Below are 20003 nucleotides of genomic sequence, written 5' to 3'. Positions count from 1 at the left end.
GAATTGAATCAGACAATCAATAGACACCACCACCTTGATCAGACAAAACACTATGAATCATTAAAGTCAAAGACCCCGCAGCAATCGCCAAATGGAAATACAAGCATTTCCGCTTGGCTCGTTGCCCGCGGGAATAAATAAGTTGAAAAACCGGGGATCTCCCGAAAAGGTTTATAGAACGATACAGGATGTACCGCTATAGAATTAAAACCAAACACTTAGAATGTGTTTGTGATGTGTATCATATCACAGGTAATATTTTCTGTCAATCCAATTTTTCTACAAAGGGATATATTATATTTTCGTAAGAGAGGAGACCATCAGTCTCCTCTCTATTGAACCTATTGAATAGACAGGTTTGTATAGCCCATCAGGCTTAAATCCACCTGCCTTGCAGTCTCTCTGCCTTCGCGTATGGCCCACACAACCAGCGATTGCCCTCTGTGCATGTCTCCCGTGACAAAGATATTTTTCACATTTGTCTCATACTCACCGGGAACTGTCTTTACATTTGTTCTCTCATTCACTTCTACACCAAATGCTTTCGTGATATAGTTTTCGCTACCCAGAAAACCTGCGGCTATAAGGACAAGGTCTACGTTCACACTATACTCACTGCCCGCAATCTCGGTCATCATCATCCGGCCCGTTTTTTCCTCTTTCTTTGACTCCAGTCTCACCATAGTTGCTTTGCATACCGCACCATTTTTATCTTTAATGAATTCCTTTACAGTAGTTGTGTATACCCTGGGGTCCTCTCCGAAAACCGCAGCAGCCTCTTCCTGCCCATAATCGATTTTGCAGACTTTTGCCCATTGAGGCCAGGGATTATTTTCTGCCCTCTCCTCCGGTGGCTTTGGCATCATCTCTACCTGGAGTACGGATTTCGCACCATGGCGGACAGAGGTCCCCACACAGTCATTTCCCGTGTCTCCACCGCCGATTACCATCACACGTTTTCCATTTGCAGAAATATAGGTGCCGTCTTTCAATTTCATATTATTAGACCACAATGCTTTTGTTGTTGATTTCAAAAAATCCACTGCAAAATAAATACCCTCAGCCTCACGCCCCGGTACCTTAATATCTCTTGGATTCGATGCGCCACAGGCCAACACTACCCTGTCATATTCTTTCAGAAGTTCTGCCGCCTTCACATCCTTTCCTACATTACATCCCGTACAAAAAGTGATGCCTTCCTGCTCCATAATTAAAATTTTTCTGTCTATAACCTGCTTTTCCAGCTTCATGTTTGGAATACCGTAACGCAGAAGTCCGCCCACTTTATCTTCCCGTTCAAAGACCGTCACCAGATGTCCTCTGTGGTTCAGCTGGTCAGCCGCCGCAAGGCCGGAAGGTCCGGATCCTATAATTGCCACTTTTTTACCTGTTCTTACCTTAGGCGGGCGGGCAGCTGCGTACCCTTTTGCATAGGCATATTCTGAAATACTGTATTCATTCCCTTTTATAGAGACCGGATCATCGTGAAGTCCGCATGTACATGCTGCCTCACATGGAGCCGGACAGACACGGCCTGTAAATTCAGGAAAATTATCGGTTTTCCTGAGACGCGCATAGGCCTCCTCCCAGTTTCCCTTATAAATCAAATCATTCCACTCCGGCACAAGATTGTGCAGAGGGCAGCCACTTGCCATCCCTCCCAGCATCTGCCCGGACTGGCAGAATGGGACACCACACGCCATGCATCTGGCGCCCTGTATTTCCTGTTCTTCTCTGGAAAGAGGCGTGTAGAACTCCTGGAAATGTCTAATTCTTTTTTTAGGTTCTTCTGCTGTTTTATTCTGTCTTTCATACTCCATAAATCCTGTTGGTTTTCCCACTGTTTTCGCCTCCTATCTTCCATTTTTTATTTTGTAAAATGCTTCAATCTTTGCCTGCTCACTGCTTAATCCCTTTTCTTCCATCTGCAGAATTGCAGCCATCATGCGCTCATAATCACCTGGTATAATTTTCTTGAACTTCGGAAGATATTCCTTAAAGTTGTTCAAGATTTTTTTTCCTATTTCAGAATTTGTATAAGCCACATGCTCTTTTATCATATTTTTAAGTTCCTGCACATCATACTTATCAGTCACACGCTTAATACTTACCATTTCTTTATTTACTTTGCGGTACAAATCATTTTCCATGTCCAGCACATATGCGATGCCGCCGCTCATACCAGCAGCAAAATTCTTTCCCGTCCGGCCCAAAATGGCTACACGGCCGCCTGTCATATATTCACATCCGTGGTCTCCGACCCCTTCTACAACTGCATAGACACCGGAGTTTCGCACGCAGAATCTCTCACCGGCAACACCGCCGATAAATGCTTTCCCGCTTGTAGCCCCATAGAACGCAACATTTCCGATGATGATATTTTCACTTGCCTTAAATTTGATTCCGTTTGGAGGGCAGACAACAAGCTTGCCGCCGGATAAGCCCTTTCCAAAATAGTCGTTGCTGTCCCCTGTGAGCTCCAGCGTAAGTCCGGCCGGAATGAAAGCGCCAAAACTTTGTCCGCCCGCCCCCTTGCACTTTACGACATAAGTATCCTCTGGAAGCCCCTTGGGGTATCTCCTTGTGATTTCAGATCCGAATATGGTTCCAAAAGTACGGTTCACATTGGATACGTCCAGCTCTAGGCTCTTTCCCTGCCCCTTTTCCAATGCCGGGAGAAAATGTTTCAGGAGTACTTTTTCATCCAGCGTTTTCCCCAGTTCAAAGTCAAATACTTTCTTTGCATTAAAGATCACACCTTTTCGATTCTTCGCATAAGGATTGTACAGAATACGGCTTAAATCTAAAGTCTCGGCGCGCTTGGACGTTGGAACTTCCTTTATCTTCAGAAGGTCGGTTCTTCCCACAAGTTCATCGACGGTACTCACACCTAAACCAGCCATGTACTCTCTTAGTTCTTCTGCGATAAAGCGCATAAAGTTCACTACATATTCCGGCTTCCCGAGAAATCTCTTCCTCAGTTCCGGATTCTGGGTTGCAATTCCTGTGGGACAGGTATCCATATCACAAACCCGCATCATTACACAGCCCATCGTCACCAGAGGTGCCGTGGCAAATCCAAACTCTTCCGCACCCAGCATGGCTGCGATTGCCACATCACGCCCGCTCATCAGCTTTCCATCGGTTTCGACACGTACTCTGTCACGCAGACCGTTTTGTATCAGTGTCTGGTGAGTCTCAGCAAGGCCTAATTCCCAGGGCAGGCCTGCATTGTGGATAGAACTTCTGGGGGCAGCTCCGGTACCGCCGTCGTATCCGGAAATCAGAATGACCCCCGCACCTGCTTTTGCGACGCCGGCCGCTACCGTTCCGACGCCGGCCTCCGACACCAATTTTACGGAAATCCTGGCATCTTTATTGGCATTTTTACAGTCATAAATTAGCTGTGCCAAATCCTCAATGGAATAAATGTCATGATGAGGCGGCGGAGAAATAAGGCTCACTCCCGGTGTAGAATAACGTGTCTTCGCTATCCAGGGATATACCTTTCCTCCCGGCAGGTGTCCCCCTTCTCCCGGCTTAGCCCCCTGAGCCATCTTTATCTGAATTTCGCTGGCACTAACAAGGTACCTGGAGGTCACCCCGAATCTTCCAGATGCCACCTGCTTGATTGCAGAACCCCGTTTCGTATTCAGACGGTCAATATCCTCGCCGCCTTCTCCGCTGTTGGATTTCCCGTGAAGCAGATTCATGGCCCGGGCCAGCGTCTCATGGGCCTCCTTGGAAATGGAACCGTAGGACATGGCACCTGTTTTAAATCTCGTAACAATAGAATCTACACTTTCTACATTTTCCAGAGGAATGCCTTTCTTTGGGTAGCTAAATTCAAGCTGTCCTCTTAAATTAATCTGTCTGCCCTCTTCATCTATCATTTTTGTATATTCTTTAAACAGCTGATAATCACTGTGCCTTGTGGATTGCTGCAGAGCATGGATGGTCCTTGGATTGTAAAGATGTTCCTCACCGCCGCTTTTTGATTTATGCCGCCCCACACTGTCCAGGGTCATGTCAGCTTCCAGCCCCAGCGGATCAAATGCTTCTGAATGAAATGCAGTGTAATCCCTTGCAATTTCTTCAATTCCTATGCCTCCTACACGGCTGATAGTATCTGTAAAATATTTGTTGATAAATTTTTCTTTTAGTCCTATGGCCTCAAAGATCTTGGCTCCCTGGTACGACTGTATCGTAGAAATCCCCATCTTGGAGGCAATTTTAATAATGCCGTGAATGACCGCAGAGTTATAATCATTTACTGCCGCATAATAATCTTTGTGCAGCATGTTGGTATCAATAAGCTGACGGATGGACTCATGGGCCAGATATGGATTGATTGCACAGGCTCCATAACCAAGCAGGGTGGCAAACTGATGTACTTCTCTGGGCTCACCGGATTCTAGAATCATAGCAACACTTGTTCTCTTTTTTGTCCGCACCAGATGTTGCTGCAGGCCCGATACTGCCAGCAGGGAAGGGATAGCAATATGATATTCGTCCACGCCTCTGTCAGAGAGAATCAGTATATTCGCTCCTCCCCGTATTACCCTGTCGACTTCGATAAATAGATAATCAAGGGCTTTTTCAAGACTGGTATTTCTATAATATACAATAGGAATTTCCGCTATCCGAAACCCTTCGATCTTCATGCTTTTTATTTTAAGAAGATCTGTGTTGGTCAGAATCGGGTTATTTACCTGCAGCATTTTACAGTTTTCTTCCTTCTTTTCCAGGAGATTGCCGTCCTTTCCTATGTAGATAGCCGTGGAGGTTACAATCTCTTCGCGGATCGCATCAATAGGTGGGTTTGTCACCTGGGCAAATAACTGCTTAAAGTACCCGAAAAGCGGTTGGTTTTTGTGGGAGAGTACCGCGAGAGGTACATCAATTCCCATGGAAGTAATTCCCTCACCGCCGTTTTTTGCCATATATAAAATTGAACTCTTTACATCTTCATATGCATAGCCGAATGCCTTCTGAAGTTTCACACATTCTTCTTTTGAGTAGGATGGTACATCCTGATTCGGAATCTTTATATCCTGCAGATGAATTAGGTTACTGTCCAGCCATTCCCCATAAGGATTTTCGCTGGCATACTTTTCTTTCAGCTCTTCGTCATCAATCACTTTTTTCTGCACGGTATCTACCAGAAGCATTTTCCCCGGGCGGAGCCGTTCCTTTACAAGGATTTTTGTAGGGTCAATATCCAGTACGCCTACCTCAGATGCAAGAATCAGATAGTCGTCATCTGTAATATAGTATCTGGAAGGGCGCAGACCATTTCTGTCCAGCACGGCACCCATGCAGTCACCGTCGGAGAACAAAATGGATGCCGGCCCGTCCCAGGGTTCCATCATGGTGGAATAGTACTGATAAAAATCCTTCTTGTTCTGTGCCATGCTTTGATTATTGATCCAGGGCTCGGGTATCGCAATCATAACGGCCAGGGGGAGTTCCATGCCGCTCATCACCATAAATTCCAGGGCATTGTCCAGCATTGCAGAGTCGGAACCGGAAGTATCAATGGCAGGAAGAACTTTATGTAGCTCCCCTTTCAGGTATTGGGATTCCATGTTTTCCTCTCTTGCCCGCATTTTATCAACATTACCGTGGATGGTATTGATTTCCCCGTTGTGTACTATATAGCGGTAAGGGTGGGCTCTCTCCCAGCTGGGGTTCGTATTAGTGCTGAATCTGGAGTGTACCATTGCAATGGCAGACTCGTAATCCTTATCCCGCAGATCCCGAAAAAACATGCGGAGCTGCCCCACCAGGAACATGCCTTTATACACAATTGTGCGGCTGGAAAGAGAGATCACATAAGTATTATCACTGCTCTGTTCGAAAATCCGTCGCACTACATAAAGCCGGCGGTCAAAGGGCAGCCCCTGATCAAGTTTCTTGGGCTTTTCAATAAAAGCCTGCATAATACAGGGCATACAGTCCACAGCTTTTCTGCCCAGAATCTCGGGCTGAATGGGTACTTCTCTCCACCCCAGAAACTTCAATCCTTCCTTTGCCGTAATTACTTCAAATATTTTCTTTGCCTGATTTCTCTTCAGTTCATCTTGGGGAAGGAAAAACATTCCGATGCCATAATTCCGTTCTTTGGGTAAAGAAAAACCGAGGGGTCTGCAAACTTTGGAGAAGAACTTGTGTGAAATTTGAAGTAAGATTCCTACACCATCTCCTGTTTTACCCTCGGCGTCTTTGCCTGCTCTATGTTCAAGATTTTCTACAATTTTTAAGGCATTCACCACTGTATCATGGCTTTTTATTCCCTTAATGTTTACAACTGCACCGATACCGCAGTTGTCATGCTCGAATCCGGGCTGATACAGACCGGCCTGTGAGCTATTAATTAATTCACCCATATTCCCTGTCCTTTCCTAAACAGCTTTTGCATGTTGTTTTTTATTTTTTCCTACTATACTATATTTTTTTTCATTTGTAAATAAAAAATTTATGTGGAATTGTCAGATAATTAGACATTTAAGTGAATCTTTGTTAATTGTCAGTTTATGGGCTCAAAAGGGACAGCCCCTTTTTCAGTGGGAACTGCCCTTTTTGCATCATCGGAACATATCCGGTGTTATTTCATTTTTGTCGGCAGGCTTCATGTCTTCCGGTTTTTCATCAATCTTCTGAATCAATACAAACATGACTGAACCGATAAATGCACTGGCCACGGTGGCAGCCGCCATTCTTACCGGCTGTACTGCAAGCCAGGCAAATCCCCCGGTATTTGTCAAAGTCAGCGATACAATGTTGGCTGTAATATGAAGGGCCGCCGGTGCCTTAAAGGAACCGTATTTTTCATATACGTAGGCGAGAATCATTCCCAGCAGAAAACTGTATAAAAACTGTACTATATTGCCGTGTGTAATACTAAACAGCAGTGTTGAATATAATGCTGCCCTTAATAAAGTTTGTTTTTCCCGATATCTTCTGTATAATATTCCGCGGAACATCAGCTCCTCTGCCAGAGGAATAATGATTCCCAGGACCACAATCTGTGCCGGAATCTCTGCAGAATAAAAAGTATCTGTAGCTGTCTGGTATCCGTCGCTTATAAAGGCAAGATTTGTCATAATTGAAAGACAGCTCATGCCAATGCAGACCGCCCCGCCAAGCACAATAACAAGTGGGTAGCTTGCAACACCGGCTTTTTTGTTTAAGGGCAGCTGCAGAAGCTTTTCCCGCTTCCTGTCCTTCAAAAACAAAGTCAAAGTCAGAGGTATTGTAACCAAAGCCGCAATTCCCAGAATCTCAACCTGGTACCTCTGTACAATCTCCATAGCCTTCTCTCCACTTTTCAGGGCCAGCTCCATAATTTCTTGCTGGGTCATACTTTCTGCAGTGAGACTTTTACTCATAATCTCCCCCATATAGGGCGCAAGAACTATCATTTCAATCACAAACTTGGCAAAAAAATCTATGGCCCAATACAAAAGAATGGGACCGGCCAGCCTCCAAAATCGTTTTGAGTTCGGATTTTTATTCATTATCTGTCTCCTCCGTCTTCTTTTGTACCCACGCTCTTATCTTATCTTCGGTACCACTTAAAGAACCCTGTACCATTTCTCGTTTTCCGCCGCCCCGGCCCCTAAACTGTTCGTTTAGCCCTTTCGCAAGGGGACGTACATCCATGTTCCTCCCGCCGATCACATACCGAAAACCTGTATCGCCCTTTTTTGCAAATACAGCACATCCCGATTTCCCCTTTGCCAGCACCTGATTCATGAGAAGTCTTGGCTCATCTCCCTCCAGATCCTCCTCAAAAAGGCAGACAAAGCCTTCTTCTGCTGGAACCTCTCCTGCCCTATACTCCAGTAATTTTCTCCGTGTATCTGCCAATTGAGCTTTCAGCCGGTTCTTATCTTCTTTCAGATGCTCTGCAGCCCGGAAAACCTCCCCTTCTTTAGCGCACAACATTGCAGAGATGTTTTTTACCTGCTCTTCTTTGTCATTATAGTCTGCAAGAGCTCTGAAACCACAAAGCATTGTCACCCTGACCCCCCCTTTGTACCGCTGTATATTCGTAAGCTTTATAAGCCCGACTTCTCCGGTTCTTTTTGCATGGGGCGCACAGCACGCACATGCATCATACCCGGGAATTGTTACGATTCTGACCTGCCCTTCAATCTCAATCTTGCTCCGGTATTCCAACGTTTTTAATTCTTTATCCGTCGGATACGTAGTCAGAATTTCCAGATTTTTAACAACAGCCCCGTTTGCAGCATTTTCAATCTCACGGAGTTGTTCCTTTGTTATCTCCCCGTCAAAGTCCATAGTGCTGTCTTCATTTCCTAAATGAAAGCCCACATTGTTCCAGCCAAATCTGCTGTGCACCAGCCCAGATACTATATGCTCGCCGGTATGCTGCTGCATTTTCATAAAACGCAGCTCCCAGTCTATCTTCCCAGTGACGTCCTGTCCTTCTTTCAGACTTTCTCCTGTTATGTGATAAATCACGCCGTCTCTTTCCTGAACATCTGTCACCTGTATATCTCCGAGAAAGCCGGTATCTGCGTACTGCCCGCCGCCCTCCGGAAAAAAGGCAGTCCTGTCAAGGACTACCTCAAAATGTTCTCCCTTTTTTATGCATAACTCTACCCGGGCCTCAAATTCAGTCATATGGCTGTCTTCATAAAATAATCTTACTGTCATGCTGCTGATTACATCCTTTCCGGTGCCTCAAAACCAAGCAAATCAATACAGGTTTCCAAAATCTCCTTTACCAGCTTCAAAAGTGCAATATACCCTGACTGCTTCGTCTCATCTTCCTCTGTAAGGATCTTCGTCTCATGATAAAACTTGTTGAAAGCATTGGCCAGGTCATAAATATATGCACAGTTCTTGTGGGGAGCGCTCTCCTCATACACTGTCTCTATGACATCATTAAACTTTACAGCCTCCAGCATTAATGTCTTTTCAAAACCATCCGAAGGCTCCTGGATGGCAAGCCCATCCAGTGTGCCGTGCATTTCCTTATATTTATTCAATATAGACTTGATGCGGACGATGGTATATAAAATATACGGCCCTGTATTTCCTTCAAAAGAAGTAAACCGGTCAACATCAAATACATAATCTTTGGAAGCCTGATTTGACAGGTCCCCATATTTGAGGGCAGCCAGACCTACAATCCTTGCTGTGTGCAGCGCCTCTTCCTCAGATACTGTCCGGTTGTCCATAATCTTTTGATACATTTCTTCAACGATGTCCCGAATCAGATTCTCCAGTCGCATAACGCCGCCTTCTCTTGTCTTAAAAGGCTTGCCGTCTTTTCCGTTCATGGTACCGAAACCAAGGAATTTTAAATCTGTACCCTGACCTGCAATTTCAGTTTTTTTTGCACATCTGAACACCTGCACAAAATGCAGTTCCTGACGCTTATCAACCACATAGATTATCTCATCAGGTTTGTACAGTTCCTCACGCTCGAGAAGTGTCGCCAAATCTGTTGTGTCATACAAAGCGGCGCCGTCCGACTTCAAAATCATACAGGGGGGGACTTCTTTTTTGTCGCCTTTCTCCTGTACATCCACAACAAGCGCACCCTCATCATAGTGGGCATAGTGGGTGTCCTTGAGCCTCTCTACCATACCAGGAATATATTTCTGGACATCAGACTCGCCTTTCCATAAATCAAACTCCACGTTGAGCTGCTCATAATTCTTTTTCAGGTCCGCCACAGATACCTTCATAATATGTCCCCAGAGTGCACGATAACCCCGGTGACCGTTCTGCAGCAGATATGTGGCATGAAGAGCCTTTTCCCGGTATTCATCGTGTTCTTTTGCATAAGCACTTGCCGTGGGATAGATTTCTTCCAGCTCCCCTATCGTAAAGGGTGCTTCTTTTGGGTACTCTCCCTTATAATTCTCATCAAAATAAGGAAGCTTTGGCTGCCTTCTCTCCAATTCTGTAATAATAAGCCCCATCTGGTATCCCCAGTCTCCCATGTGGATATCACTAATCACTTTGTTGCCCTTAAACCGGGCTGTCCGCTTGACACTCTCCCCGATGATTGCCGAACGGAGGTGTCCTACGTGTAGAGGCTTCGCCACATTAGGCCCGCCGTAATCTATTATGATTGTCTTTGGTTTTTCTTCCTTCTCTGACCCTAAATTTTCAGATACTGCCATCTGATTCAGGTATTTTGCCACAAATGAAGGTGCCGCCTTCATGTTTATAAATCCCGGTTGCACAGCCACCGCTTCTGAAAAATATTCACAGCTCTGCAGCTTTTCCACCACAGCATTTGCTATCTGTATGGGTGCCTTTTTGTAAGTCTTTGCGGCCGCCATGGCACCGTTACACTGATATTCACATAAATCCGGCCTGTTTGACAATGTTACTTTGGCAAATGATGCATCCACCCCGGCACTTTCAAATGCCTTCTGCATCTCTATGGTAATAACTTCCAGTAATGTCTTCACTTCTTATTCCACACTCCGTTCTAAATTTGTTCCATTTGGCTATTTTATCATGTATAATCAGTAAGGGCAAGTATTATGAGAAAGGAAGTTTATGCATGAAACTAAAAATAGGATCACACGTTGGAATGAGGGGTAGAGAAATGCTCCTGGGCTCTGCTAAAGAGGCCGTATCATATGGAGAAAACACCTTTATGATCTACACCGGTGCACCACAGAATACACGCCGGAAAGAAATCAGCGAATTAAATATAGAGCCTGCATGGGAATATATGAAAGAACATGGCATTGAAGAATTCATTGTACATGCTCCTTACATTATTAATCTGGGAAATTCCGTAAAGCCGGAAACATTTGAACTGGCCGTTCAATTCCTGGATAAAGAGATAAAACGCACGGTTGCCTGCAGAAGCCATATCCTGGTTCTCCACCCCGGCGCACATGTGGGGGCTGGTGTAGATATTGGGACGGCACAGATTATCATGGGATTAAACGAGGTGCTCACAAGGGACACAGGCTGCTTCGTGGCCCTGGAAACCATGGCGGGAAAAGGCTCTGAAATCGGCAGATCTTTCGAGGAGCTGGCCCGCATCTACGATGGAGTTAAATACAATGACAAGCTGCGGGTCTGCTTTGACACTTGCCATACAAGTGACAGCGGGTATGATATTATACACAGGTTTGATGATGTGATCGAAGAATTTGACAGGATACTCGGCAGGGAACAAATTGCTGTATTGCACATTAATGATAGTAAAAATGTGCCTGGGGCAGCAAAAGACAGACATGCAAATATTGGTTTTGGTGAAATTGGATTTGATGCCTTAAACGCTATCGTACATCACAAGGATTTTGAGGGCATCCCCAAAATTCTGGAAACTCCTTACGTTTTCTCTGTCGTAAATCCGAAAAAGTCACATGCCCCGTATAAATACGAGATTGAGATGCTTAAAAGTGGACATTTTAATAAACACTTGCTGGAAGAAATCGTAGACGGCAGATAGTATCACTTAGTTTGTTGATTGGAAATAACGATACATAACTTTTATGAATTCCGGTATCTGTGTTTTCATTCCTTGGTGTTTGTTTTTCTGTTCATAAAGAGGTGAAAATACAGATACCCAGATTTTCTAATACAAAAATTTCATCGTAGAGTAATCTTTTGTCTTCTATATTATCTTTTATTCCCGTAAAATGATTCAACTCTATCTTATATAAATCTTCTTCATCTACGGCTTTCTTGTCAAGCATAGTTTTCAACTTTACTTTCTCCGGATATAGTCCTGCGATTCCTTCTGTGCGGGAAGCAACTACTCTTCCGATCAGTGTTCCCTTCTCAATCTCGCGCAGTAGTTCCAACACATTCTCCCGGCTCTTAGGTTTATCTTCTGCTTCCAGATACACTTTTGAGGCTGTCACAAATTCCGGTCCGGGTATCCCCAGTTAGTCGACGCCACCAGCAGTGTAACCGCCACCAGAATAACAATTCTTACTTCATGTACACGCACTCCCAGACTCCTAGCCTCATCATCATCAAGTACCAGCATATTCACCTGCCATTTCATCATCCATAAAACCATACAGGCAAAAAGAAAAAGCGGTATTGTTACCTTCAGCTTATCCGGGGTAATGTTAGCAAGACTTCCCATAGCCCAGTAATCAATTGATGCCAGTTCTTTTTCTGGATCTGCCAGGTATTTCATAGACATAATAAATGCATCTGACAATGCCTTAACCGCAATTCCCACCATAACATAGGTTGCCGAAGTTCTGTACTTTACCAGTCCGGATATCCCGATTACCACAAAAACTGCAATGAGTCCGCCAACAAACGAGCCCATTGCAGCAATCAGTACATTTACATGGAAGAAAACAATAAGAAACGCTGCACCTGCATTGGCACCCGCCGAAACACCAATCAAGTCCGGTGCTGCCAGAGGATTTTTGAAAATCATCTGGTAGATTCCACTGGCCACCCCAAGGCTGATTCCCGACAACACAGCCATAATAGTTCTGGGCAGCCTCAGGTTAATGAAAACATTATATACCATATCCGGTACTCGTCTGCCAAAACAGATATCCGCAATCTGTCCTACTGTGATTCTATATTTCCCGAGACAGATGGAAATTAAAAACATGCAGACCAGTACCGCCCATGATACAACAAATATTATCTTTTCTTTTGCCTTCACATCTTCCTCTTTTTCTACTGTGTCAACTGTGTTGTATCGATTGCAATTCCGTAAAATTCTTTATAGAAGGTCTCTGCTTCTTTAACAAAATCGTCCTGGGAATAGGCATCCGGTACAATAACGGCTGCAAGCCAGAGGCTTCCAAGAATCGTTGCTGGTACAGGTGAATCCCACGCTTCATACCCCTTTGGCATCTGATACACTGCACCATTTTGTACTGCTTTTATTCCTGCTAATTGTCCATCGTTTAAAACATCCTCCACCGAATAGTCTGCATCTGAAATCAGTACAATCATATCCGGGTTATAAGCAATCAACTGCTCGTAAGAAATATCTGCCCAGCCGGTACCCGTCAGATCAGCGGCTGCATTTAGATCCTTTGTCTCCCTGCCCGCGATTTTATCTCCCTCCCCCAACGCCAGTAGCATTGACGTAGAGATCAGTCACTTTTGTTGTCTCTTTTGATTCCTTCGTCCTTTGCCCACAGCCTGCCCCAAGAGATGCAACCATAGTCAACGATAACATTACTGCCAATATTTTCTTTTTCACTGCATTTCCCCCTAATCGATAAAATCTATAAGTCATTGTATCACACGGTATATTTTGTTTCAATACATCCGAAAAAAATATTAGGAGCAACTTGACATCCGCTTCCTCTTATTGTATTTTTGTATTATACAGATAATACAGTCCAATACCCCCCAGCAAGCTGACGGGGCATCAAACTTGTAGCGCAGCAAGCTGCGGAGTATTGGACCCTCGCAGTAGTCGCCAAATGGAAATGCAGGCATTTCCACTTGGCTCGTTGCTCGCGGGAATAATGTTTTTACACATACCATAGAAAAGGAGGCGGCTTAGATGCCCTGGGATTTAGATAATAACCGCCCAATTTACCTGCAATTAATGGAACGTATCCAGCAGGATATTATAGCCGGCGCGTACAGCCCCGGTGACAAACTCCCCTCCGTTAGGGAGCTGGCCCTTGAAGCCTCGGTCAATCCGAACACCATGCAGAAAGCTTTATCTGAACTGGAGCGCAGTGGATTAGTATATTCACAGCGGACCAGTGGAAGATTTATCACGGAGGATAAGACCATGTTAAAGAAGATAAAACAAGAACTGGCATCCGAACACATCCGTCAGTTTTTTGAAAAAATGACTCTCCTGGGATACAGCAAAGAAGAAGTCCTAGAATTAGTTCAGAAAACGCTTAAAGGAGGCACAGCAAAATGAAACCCATTCTGGAATGTCAGAGTTTAACTAAAAAATACAGCGGCTTTTTTGCACTTTCCAACCTGAATCTGACTCTGGAAAGAGGACAGATTGTAGGGCTTCTGGGTCCTAACGGAAGTGGGAAAACCACTTTGATCAAGCTCATAAACGGCCTGTTGGTACCCAAGGACGGACAAGTCCTGATTAACGGCGTGCCGCCAGGAGCCGATACGAAAAAAATAGTGTCTTACCTTCCGGAGAGGAGCTGCCTGAACGAACACATGAGAGTAAAAGAAATCCTTTCCTACTTCTCAGACTTTTATGAGAACTTCAATGCAGCACATGCCAAAGCCATGCTCAGTGATCTGGATATTGATCCCCGCGCACGGCTGCGCACACTCTCAAAAGGAACCAGGGAAAAAGTGCAGCTTGTACTTGTCATGAGCCGTGATGCAGAACTTTTCATACTGGATGAGCCTATCGGGGGAGTGGATCCCGCAGCAAGAGATTACATTCTTCAAACTATACTGACGAATTACAATGAGAATGCCACTATTCTTCTTTCCACCCACCTGATTACAGACATTGAAAATATGCTGGACCGGGTTCTTTTTATCCGGAAAGGACAGCTTGTCTTAAATGCCCTGGTGGATGAAATACGTACAGCAAAAGGACAATCTGTAGATTCACTGTTCAGGGAGGTATTTAAATGTTAGGAAAGTTATTGAAATATGATTTGAAGTATGGCAATCGCATTTTTATTGCAATCCACGGGTTTTTACTGATAGCCTGTATACTTGGCCGGTTTCTGTTTTTTGAAAGACTGGATTTTAATGCTGACTCCGCCATTATTGCACCTTATGTGGCATTGGCCGCAAGTCTGTATATCCTTTTATTCACGGCAGTTAGCCTGGGCGTTGCAGCTTTACTGGCCGTTCGGTTTTACAAAAATCTTTTCACAAATGAAGGGTATTTGTCCTGGACATTGCCGGCTACACCTGTGCAGCAGCTTTGGGCGAAACTTTTTTCCGGCACAATCTTATACATAATTGACATCCTGCTGATGGCACTTTCTTTACTTATACTTTTGACCGGCCCCAATGTGATTGCAGCCTATGAAAAAGCAGCTCCGGAAATAACACAGGCTCTCGGCATGCCCCTTGACCGTTATGGATTTCTGGTGCTTGCGTTCACCCTGTTAAGCTCCTTTAGCGGCACGGTAACTATATATGTATGTATTACGATCGGACAGCTTTTCCCCAGCCACCGGGTATTATGTGCGATTCTTACATATTTCATTATCACAGCTGTCACACAAGTTGCCGTACTGGTTTTTTTGATTCTGTTCAATTTATTTCCCGGTGCTTACATGAATGCCGCTGCTGCAGAAAGCAACATGACACAGTACCTGTTCACAACATTCAAATTAACCGGCGGCATTAATCTTGCTCTTACAGTTTTGGAATACCTTGCTACCCATTATATCTTCACAAAAAAATTGAATCTTACCTAAAGACCACCTGTATCAGCAACATATACAGCACTGTGCCGGCCCCGATGCTTAGCAGGTTATTTCGTCTCCAGACATGCAGCACTACAACGGTCAGTACCGCAAGGGCTTCGGGAATCCCGTGAGGACACGACATAACAGAAGTATCCCTCAGACAATATACAACCAGCAGACCGATTACCGCAGGGGCAAGCACTTTTCCCAGATATCCCACCGTCTTCGGTATCGGTTTTCCTTTTGGAAACACAAAAAACGGTAATGCTCTGGTACAAAATGTTACAGCAGCCACCGTCAAAATTATAAGCAGAGATGTGATTCTATTAATCGGCATGATCTTCCACCTCCTCTTCCAGGCGATTTTTTGCTATAAACAACACCAGAACGCTTACAACCATGGTCGGAAATACAAAGTTTGTGCTTCCGAATACCTGCAGGCAGAGAATGGCCGAGGTTACACCGATTGCCGCCGGTATACGATTTCTGGCGTCCAGCCACTGTTCCGTAAATATAACAACAAACAGTGCTGTCATAGCAAAATCTATCCCAGCTGCATGGAAGGGCAGTACATTTTTCAAAATGCTGCCGATAGCTGAGCCCACTACCCAATAGACTTGATTCAAAAGAACGATTGCAAACATAAACTTATCTTCGTCCACGCCATCCGGTGCTTTTGTCAGGCATAAGAGAGAGTAAGTCTCATCGGTAAGTCCAAAAACCATATACCAGCGTTTCTTTCCCATCTGATGGAACTTTTCCAACCAGGTTAATCCATAAAACACATGGCGGATATTCACCATCAGAGTCATGAAAATAATCTGTGCAAAAGAAATACCCGGCACAAAAAAATTCACCGCCAGATACTGGGCGGACCCCGCATACACAAGAACACTCATCAACACTGCCCACCAGATTGAATACCCTTTTTCAGCATACATTATACCAAAGGCAATACCTATGAACAGATACCCCGTAAGTACAGGAATCGTATAAGGAAAAGCCTTTTTAAAGGCTAAATTATAACCTGACATCACTTTCTCCTCTCATCTTTTGTTTCTACATACAATACACAGACTTTACGATATTAAAAATATAACTATCTGGGAGTACAGACACAATTTTGCTTTGTCATACTCTCAGATAGTTATAAATGATACACGTCTGAGCGGAGTCGAACCGCCGCACATGCCTCCGGAGGGCATTGCTCTATCCACTGAGCTACAGACGTATAGATTATAAAGGTTCTGTAACAGAACCTTTATAATCCTAGCACAGATTTTGGAAAATGTAAAGAGTTTCCGGAGTTCCTTTTCTATGTTTGTGAAGGTTCCTGCTTCTGAAACATCAGATGCCCTTCCTTTCTCCGAAAGAAATATGCATGGTTACTCAGCACTTCTTCCGGAGCAACCTGTGTTTCGTTTATTTCCTTCACCATCTTATCCATTTCTTCTGCGTCAAGACCGTGTGATGTAGGCACAATAATTACCTCATGTATGCTGCTGGGCAGAACAAAGTAATCTTCTTCCAGCATTTCACCTATCATCTCAAGTACATGAGGGTAAAGAACACAGGATGCTCCACAATACCGTGCCGGATTTGTCAGTACATACATGGTATCCTTCTGCTGCTTTCCCGTCTGACTCAAAAGATTTTCCCTTTCATTTCTCTCCTTTACAAGATGCTCCGTTTCTCCGGGCGCTTCCTCCAGCATTTCCCGGATTACATGGTGCATAGTAAAAAACTCGGCAGGCAGAAGCGCTGATGCATTCTTAAGTGCCCTCGTATAAAGTTCCTCCCAATCGATTCCCCACATCTTCAGATGAGCATTGCTGACCTGTATCGTAGTCGTTCCCTCCTCGTCCTTCTGCAACAATACATAAAACACCATAGATAAATCCAGAATTTGCACGGATGGAACATGTTCCAGCATTCTTTCATTTTTTTTCGTATGAATCAGCTTGAATACCACCTTGTCCTTAATCTTGTCATATTCCTGAAAATAGTGATAGTCCCAGGATTCTCTTCCCTCTATCGATTCATAAAAAGCTAGAATCTCCTGCACCAGCACATCCAGACGTTCTCCTTTCTCAAATCTGTGAAAAAGTCCTTCAAGATAGACAGCCGGGGAAGCACGCAGCTCCTTTGACTCAAATAAAATTCCTTTTTTCTCCCTGCCGTTATTTTTCTGGGCAGTGTAAACCTTAGCCTTTACCCCCTCCTTTAATTTACTATTCAATTGTTCTTCTACAGCGCACAAAAAATCTTGATATTCCATACTATTCCTCTCTTCATTTGCGCACTCATCTTAACTTGAGAAATTGACACGAACCGTGTCGGATGATTAAAAATCATTCGATTTGAAAATATTTGGTAAAATGATTATACATAAATTATACTCAAAATACAAGCCCTCAGCTCGCAAAATATTGTTGCAAAGATAGGGGGGGCTGCCCCCCTCTTTCATTTATACACGGGACAGATATTCTCCAGTCCTTGTATCAATCTTTAATACATCGCCTTCATTTACAAACAATGGAACCATGACAACTGCCCCGGTTTCTACTGTAGCCGGCTTTGTGGCCCCCTGTGCTGTATCACCCTTAAATCCCGGCTCTGTCTCTGTGATAGTCAGCTCGACAAACAGCGGGGGTTCTACTGAAAATACATTTCCGTTGTAAGAACAGATTTTAACTGTCTCGTTCTCTTTTACAAACTTTAGTGCATTGCCGACAACCTCTTCATCCAGTGCAATCTGATCATAGGTATCAACGTCCATAAAATTATACAGAACGCCGTCACGATAAAGATACTGCATGTCCTTTCTGTCAATGTGCGCCTTCGGGAACTTTTCTGTTGGCCTGAAAGTCTTCTCTACAACACCGCCGCTGATTATATTTTTTAACTTTGTTCTTACGAACGCCGCACCTTTACCTGGCTTTACATGCTGAAATTCCAAAATCTGATAAACATTACCGTCAATTTCTACGGTTATACCATTCCTAAATTCTCCTGCTGAGATCATTATAATCCTCCTTCAATTGTGCTGTCTACGCACTTGCCTTTTTACACTGTTTATAATTTTATAATAATTTTACACATTTTTCAACCTTTTTTTGCTCAGACTAGCACTTCATTCTGTAGAAATGCAAGACTATTTTCTCAAGGCTGCGTTTTAGTACAATCTGAATCTCCTCCTTTGGATGAATTGGCTTCACAAGAATATTCCTGATGCCACTCCTTTTTGCACCCCAGATATCCGTAAAAAGCTGGTCGCCGACAAAAATAGTACTAGAACAATCTGTCCCCATAATATCCATAGCCTTTTTGTAGTTTTTCACAGAGGGTTTATGAGCATCGCAAATATAGTTGGTCTGAATCTTTTTATTAAACATTTTGACACGAGGTTCTTGATTGTTAGACAAAAGACAAGAGGAAAACCCAATTTCCCTTAACCTGACAAACAGCTTTCTGGCCCGGTCGTCTGCCGGTGCTCCATGGGGAACAAGGGTGTTGTCAATATCAAACACAACCCCTCTGTATCCTTCTTCGTATAGCTTTTCATATGGGATGACATATGCTGACGTCTGATAGTCATCCGGAAAAAATCTTTCAAACATTATTCTGTATCCATTTCCAGCAATTTAGTAATCAGTTCCTCGCAAATCTGCAAAACATCCTTATCATCTGTCTGGATTACAATATCTGCTGCCGCCTCATACTTTTTACGCCGCTTTTCCATCAGTTTAGTAATATATTCCACATTGTTATTGCCCTGAAGAACCGGCCGTTCCTGGTCGTCTTTCACACGCTCATATACCGTCTCGGGACTTGCTGTGAGCAGAACAACGCGGCCTTTTTTCTTCATCTCTGTAACATTCTCTTCCCGGAGAGCAGCACCGCCTCCGCATGAAATAATTGTATTCTTCTGTGACTGCAGCTCAATCAGAAGCTCCGTCTCCTTCGCCCTGAAATAAGCTTCCCCATATGTAGCAAAAATATCCGGGATACTCATCCCTTCTCTCTCGGCAATTATCTGATCCATCTCTGCGATCTTCATGGAAAACATGGCGCTAAGGTAATCTGAAACGGTTGATTTCCCGGCACCCATGAAACCGATTAAAATAATATTATAAGGAAACAACTTTTTAGCCTGAATTCGCTTGCTGACATACAGAATCCGCTTGAATACATCATGAATTTCCTCCTGATATTTATTGCCTTCAAGCTTTTCCTTCAGCCTTCTAACCTGCTTTTCTTCCTGCAGAGGCTGAAAAATTGGCATGCCATGCGACTCTTTATAAACCATAATCTTCTCTGCAGCCGCATTGCGTTCCATCAGGGCATCTATAATCTTATCATCACACAGCGCAAGCTGCTCACGATACATCTCCAAGTCATTCATCTTATACTTTCCATCCTTTTAAATCCTCATGTCATCATAGTATAACAATTTTCCCCTGTAAGGGCAAGTTATGTAATCAAATATTTTATTTCTGAGAATTATATTGGTTACTGTTCACAGGCTATCTTGTAATAAAAGAACCGATGGTGTAAACTTATCTCAAAGTTAACCATCGGTTCTTTATCCTTCGAATATTTGCGATACGTTTTCGAAATAATCATATTCTGACCTTT

18 protein-coding genes and 1 tRNA gene are annotated in these 20003 nt (G+C 43.9%); 4 read left to right on the top strand and 15 right to left on the bottom strand.

Annotated features, from left to right (window positions below; genetic code table 11):
* Nucleotides 1-341 precede the first annotated feature (341 nt).
* The 5 genes from BN3456_RS02410 to argS form a co-directional block, all read right to left on the bottom strand.
* The gene (locus BN3456_RS02410) at nucleotides 342-1841 is read right to left on the bottom strand and encodes a glutamate synthase subunit beta (protein WP_089982560.1); all 1500 of its coding nucleotides are present in this window, start codon (nucleotides 1839-1841) and stop codon (nucleotides 342-344) included.
* Nucleotides 1842-1853: 12 nt separating this feature from the next.
* Nucleotides 1854-6389, bottom strand: a complete 4536-nt coding sequence (gene gltB / locus BN3456_RS02405) for a glutamate synthase large subunit (RefSeq protein ID WP_089982558.1) — start codon at nucleotides 6387-6389, stop codon at nucleotides 1854-1856.
* Nucleotides 6390-6587: 198 nt separating this feature from the next.
* Nucleotides 6588-7520 carry a CPBP family intramembrane glutamic endopeptidase gene (locus BN3456_RS02400; RefSeq protein ID WP_089982557.1) on the bottom strand — a complete coding sequence of 311 codons (933 nt, stop codon included), beginning with the start codon at nucleotides 7518-7520 and terminating at the stop codon, nucleotides 6588-6590.
* A complete protein-coding gene (locus BN3456_RS02395) occupies nucleotides 7513-8685 on the bottom strand; it encodes an alanyl-tRNA editing protein (RefSeq protein ID WP_089982555.1) in 1173 nt (390 codons plus the stop codon). Before BN3456_RS02395 ends, BN3456_RS02400 begins: the two co-directional genes overlap by 8 nt.
* Nucleotides 8686-8693: 8 nt before the next feature.
* A complete protein-coding gene (gene argS, locus BN3456_RS02390; protein ID WP_089982554.1) occupies nucleotides 8694-10460 on the bottom strand; it encodes an arginine--tRNA ligase in 1767 nt (588 codons plus the stop codon).
* A 95-nt stretch (nucleotides 10461-10555) separates the two neighbouring features.
* On the opposite strand from argS, the gene BN3456_RS02385 reads away from it, so the two are divergent.
* Nucleotides 10556-11461 (top strand): deoxyribonuclease IV, encoded by a 906-nt coding sequence (locus BN3456_RS02385; protein WP_089982552.1) that lies wholly within the window; start codon nucleotides 10556-10558, stop codon nucleotides 11459-11461.
* Between the two features lie 91 nt (nucleotides 11462-11552).
* Here the strand turns inward: BN3456_RS02385 and BN3456_RS02380 are convergent, their stop codons facing one another.
* From BN3456_RS02380 to BN3456_RS02370, 3 genes are read right to left on the bottom strand one after another with little or no spacing between them, the layout of a single operon-like run.
* Entirely contained in the window at nucleotides 11553-11876 is a 324-nt protein-coding gene (locus tag BN3456_RS02380) for a hypothetical protein (RefSeq protein ID WP_089982550.1), read from the bottom strand.
* Nucleotides 11873-12649 carry a FecCD family ABC transporter permease gene (locus tag BN3456_RS02375; protein ID WP_089982549.1) on the bottom strand — a complete coding sequence of 259 codons (777 nt, stop codon included), beginning with the start codon at nucleotides 12647-12649 and terminating at the stop codon, nucleotides 11873-11875. Before BN3456_RS02375 ends, BN3456_RS02380 begins: the two co-directional genes overlap by 4 nt.
* A 14-nt stretch (nucleotides 12650-12663) precedes the next feature.
* Complete coding sequence (locus tag BN3456_RS02370; protein ID WP_089982547.1) at nucleotides 12664-13077, bottom strand: ABC transporter substrate-binding protein; 414 nt, start codon at nucleotides 13075-13077, stop codon at nucleotides 12664-12666.
* A 430-nt stretch (nucleotides 13078-13507) separates the two neighbouring features.
* Between BN3456_RS02370 and BN3456_RS02365 the strand changes: the two genes are divergently transcribed.
* From BN3456_RS02365 to BN3456_RS02355, 3 genes are read left to right on the top strand one after another with little or no spacing between them, the layout of a single operon-like run.
* On the top strand, nucleotides 13508-13882 hold the full coding sequence (locus tag BN3456_RS02365) for a GntR family transcriptional regulator (RefSeq protein ID WP_089982546.1): 375 nt from the start codon (nucleotides 13508-13510) through the stop codon (nucleotides 13880-13882).
* Nucleotides 13879-14577 (top strand): ABC transporter ATP-binding protein, encoded by a 699-nt coding sequence (locus BN3456_RS02360; protein ID WP_089982544.1) that lies wholly within the window; start codon nucleotides 13879-13881, stop codon nucleotides 14575-14577. Before BN3456_RS02365 ends, BN3456_RS02360 begins: the two co-directional genes overlap by 4 nt.
* On the top strand, nucleotides 14571-15374 hold the full coding sequence (locus BN3456_RS02355; protein WP_089982543.1) for a hypothetical protein: 804 nt from the start codon (nucleotides 14571-14573) through the stop codon (nucleotides 15372-15374). The genes BN3456_RS02360 and BN3456_RS02355 overlap by 7 nt, the downstream gene beginning before the upstream one ends.
* On the opposite strand, the gene BN3456_RS02350 is transcribed toward BN3456_RS02355, so the two are convergent.
* The 7 genes from BN3456_RS02350 to BN3456_RS02320 form a co-directional block, all read right to left on the bottom strand.
* Nucleotides 15367-15702, bottom strand: coding sequence for a branched-chain amino acid transporter permease (locus tag BN3456_RS02350; RefSeq protein WP_089982541.1), 336 nt, complete (start codon nucleotides 15700-15702; stop codon nucleotides 15367-15369). The genes BN3456_RS02355 and BN3456_RS02350 overlap by 8 nt on opposite strands.
* Nucleotides 15692-16399 carry an AzlC family ABC transporter permease gene (locus BN3456_RS02345; RefSeq protein WP_089982540.1) on the bottom strand — a complete coding sequence of 236 codons (708 nt, stop codon included), beginning with the start codon at nucleotides 16397-16399 and terminating at the stop codon, nucleotides 15692-15694. The genes BN3456_RS02350 and BN3456_RS02345 overlap by 11 nt, the downstream gene beginning before the upstream one ends.
* A gap of 125 nt (nucleotides 16400-16524) precedes the next feature.
* Nucleotides 16525-16596 (bottom strand) — tRNA-Arg (locus BN3456_RS02340).
* Between the two features lie 84 nt (nucleotides 16597-16680).
* The gene (locus BN3456_RS02335; RefSeq protein WP_089982538.1) at nucleotides 16681-17643 is read right to left on the bottom strand and encodes a DUF5688 family protein; all 963 of its coding nucleotides are present in this window, start codon (nucleotides 17641-17643) and stop codon (nucleotides 16681-16683) included.
* Between the two features lie 189 nt (nucleotides 17644-17832).
* On the bottom strand, nucleotides 17833-18390 hold the full coding sequence (efp, locus tag BN3456_RS02330; protein ID WP_089982537.1) for an elongation factor P: 558 nt from the start codon (nucleotides 18388-18390) through the stop codon (nucleotides 17833-17835).
* A 100-nt stretch (nucleotides 18391-18490) separates the two neighbouring features.
* Nucleotides 18491-18985, bottom strand: a complete 495-nt coding sequence (locus BN3456_RS02325) for a YqeG family HAD IIIA-type phosphatase (RefSeq protein WP_089982535.1) — start codon at nucleotides 18983-18985, stop codon at nucleotides 18491-18493.
* Complete coding sequence (locus BN3456_RS02320) at nucleotides 18985-19770, bottom strand: shikimate kinase (RefSeq protein WP_089982533.1); 786 nt, start codon at nucleotides 19768-19770, stop codon at nucleotides 18985-18987. The genes BN3456_RS02325 and BN3456_RS02320 overlap by 1 nt, the downstream gene beginning before the upstream one ends.
* Between the last annotated feature and the right edge of the window lie 233 nt (nucleotides 19771-20003).

The sequence above is a fragment of the Clostridium sp. C105KSO13 genome, from assembly GCF_001517425.1.
Taxonomy (GTDB): domain Bacteria; phylum Bacillota; class Clostridia; order Lachnospirales; family Lachnospiraceae; genus Muricomes.
Note: the sequence above shows the minus strand (reverse complement) of the source record. Positions and strands in the feature narration are given on the sequence as shown.

Coding starts and splice junctions, on each gene's coding strand:
- gltB (WP_089982558.1), bottom strand. CDS start 6,389: ATGGGTGAATTAATTAATAGCTCACAGGCCGGTCTGTATCAGCCCGGA.
- BN3456_RS02400 (WP_089982557.1), bottom strand. CDS start 7,520: ATGAATAAAAATCCGAACTCAAAACGATTTTGGAGGCTGGCCGGTCCC.
- BN3456_RS02395 (WP_089982555.1), bottom strand. CDS start 8,685: ATGACAGTAAGATTATTTTATGAAGACAGCCATATGACTGAATTTGAG.
- BN3456_RS02385 (WP_089982552.1), top strand. CDS start 10,556: ATGAAACTAAAAATAGGATCACACGTTGGAATGAGGGGTAGAGAAATG.
- BN3456_RS02370 (WP_089982547.1), bottom strand. CDS start 13,077: ATGCTACTGGCGTTGGGGGAGGGAGATAAAATCGCGGGCAGGGAGACA.
- BN3456_RS02365 (WP_089982546.1), top strand. CDS start 13,508: ATGCCCTGGGATTTAGATAATAACCGCCCAATTTACCTGCAATTAATG.
- BN3456_RS02360 (WP_089982544.1), top strand. CDS start 13,879: ATGAAACCCATTCTGGAATGTCAGAGTTTAACTAAAAAATACAGCGGC.
- BN3456_RS02355 (WP_089982543.1), top strand. CDS start 14,571: ATGTTAGGAAAGTTATTGAAATATGATTTGAAGTATGGCAATCGCATT.
- BN3456_RS02350 (WP_089982541.1), bottom strand. CDS start 15,702: ATGCCGATTAATAGAATCACATCTCTGCTTATAATTTTGACGGTGGCT.
- BN3456_RS02345 (WP_089982540.1), bottom strand. CDS start 16,399: ATGTCAGGTTATAATTTAGCCTTTAAAAAGGCTTTTCCTTATACGATT.
- BN3456_RS02335 (WP_089982538.1), bottom strand. CDS start 17,643: ATGGAATATCAAGATTTTTTGTGCGCTGTAGAAGAACAATTGAATAGT.
- efp (WP_089982537.1), bottom strand. CDS start 18,390: ATGATCTCAGCAGGAGAATTTAGGAATGGTATAACCGTAGAAATTGAC.
- BN3456_RS02325 (WP_089982535.1), bottom strand. CDS start 18,985: ATGTTTGAAAGATTTTTTCCGGATGACTATCAGACGTCAGCATATGTC.
- BN3456_RS02320 (WP_089982533.1), bottom strand. CDS start 19,770: ATGAATGACTTGGAGATGTATCGTGAGCAGCTTGCGCTGTGTGATGAT.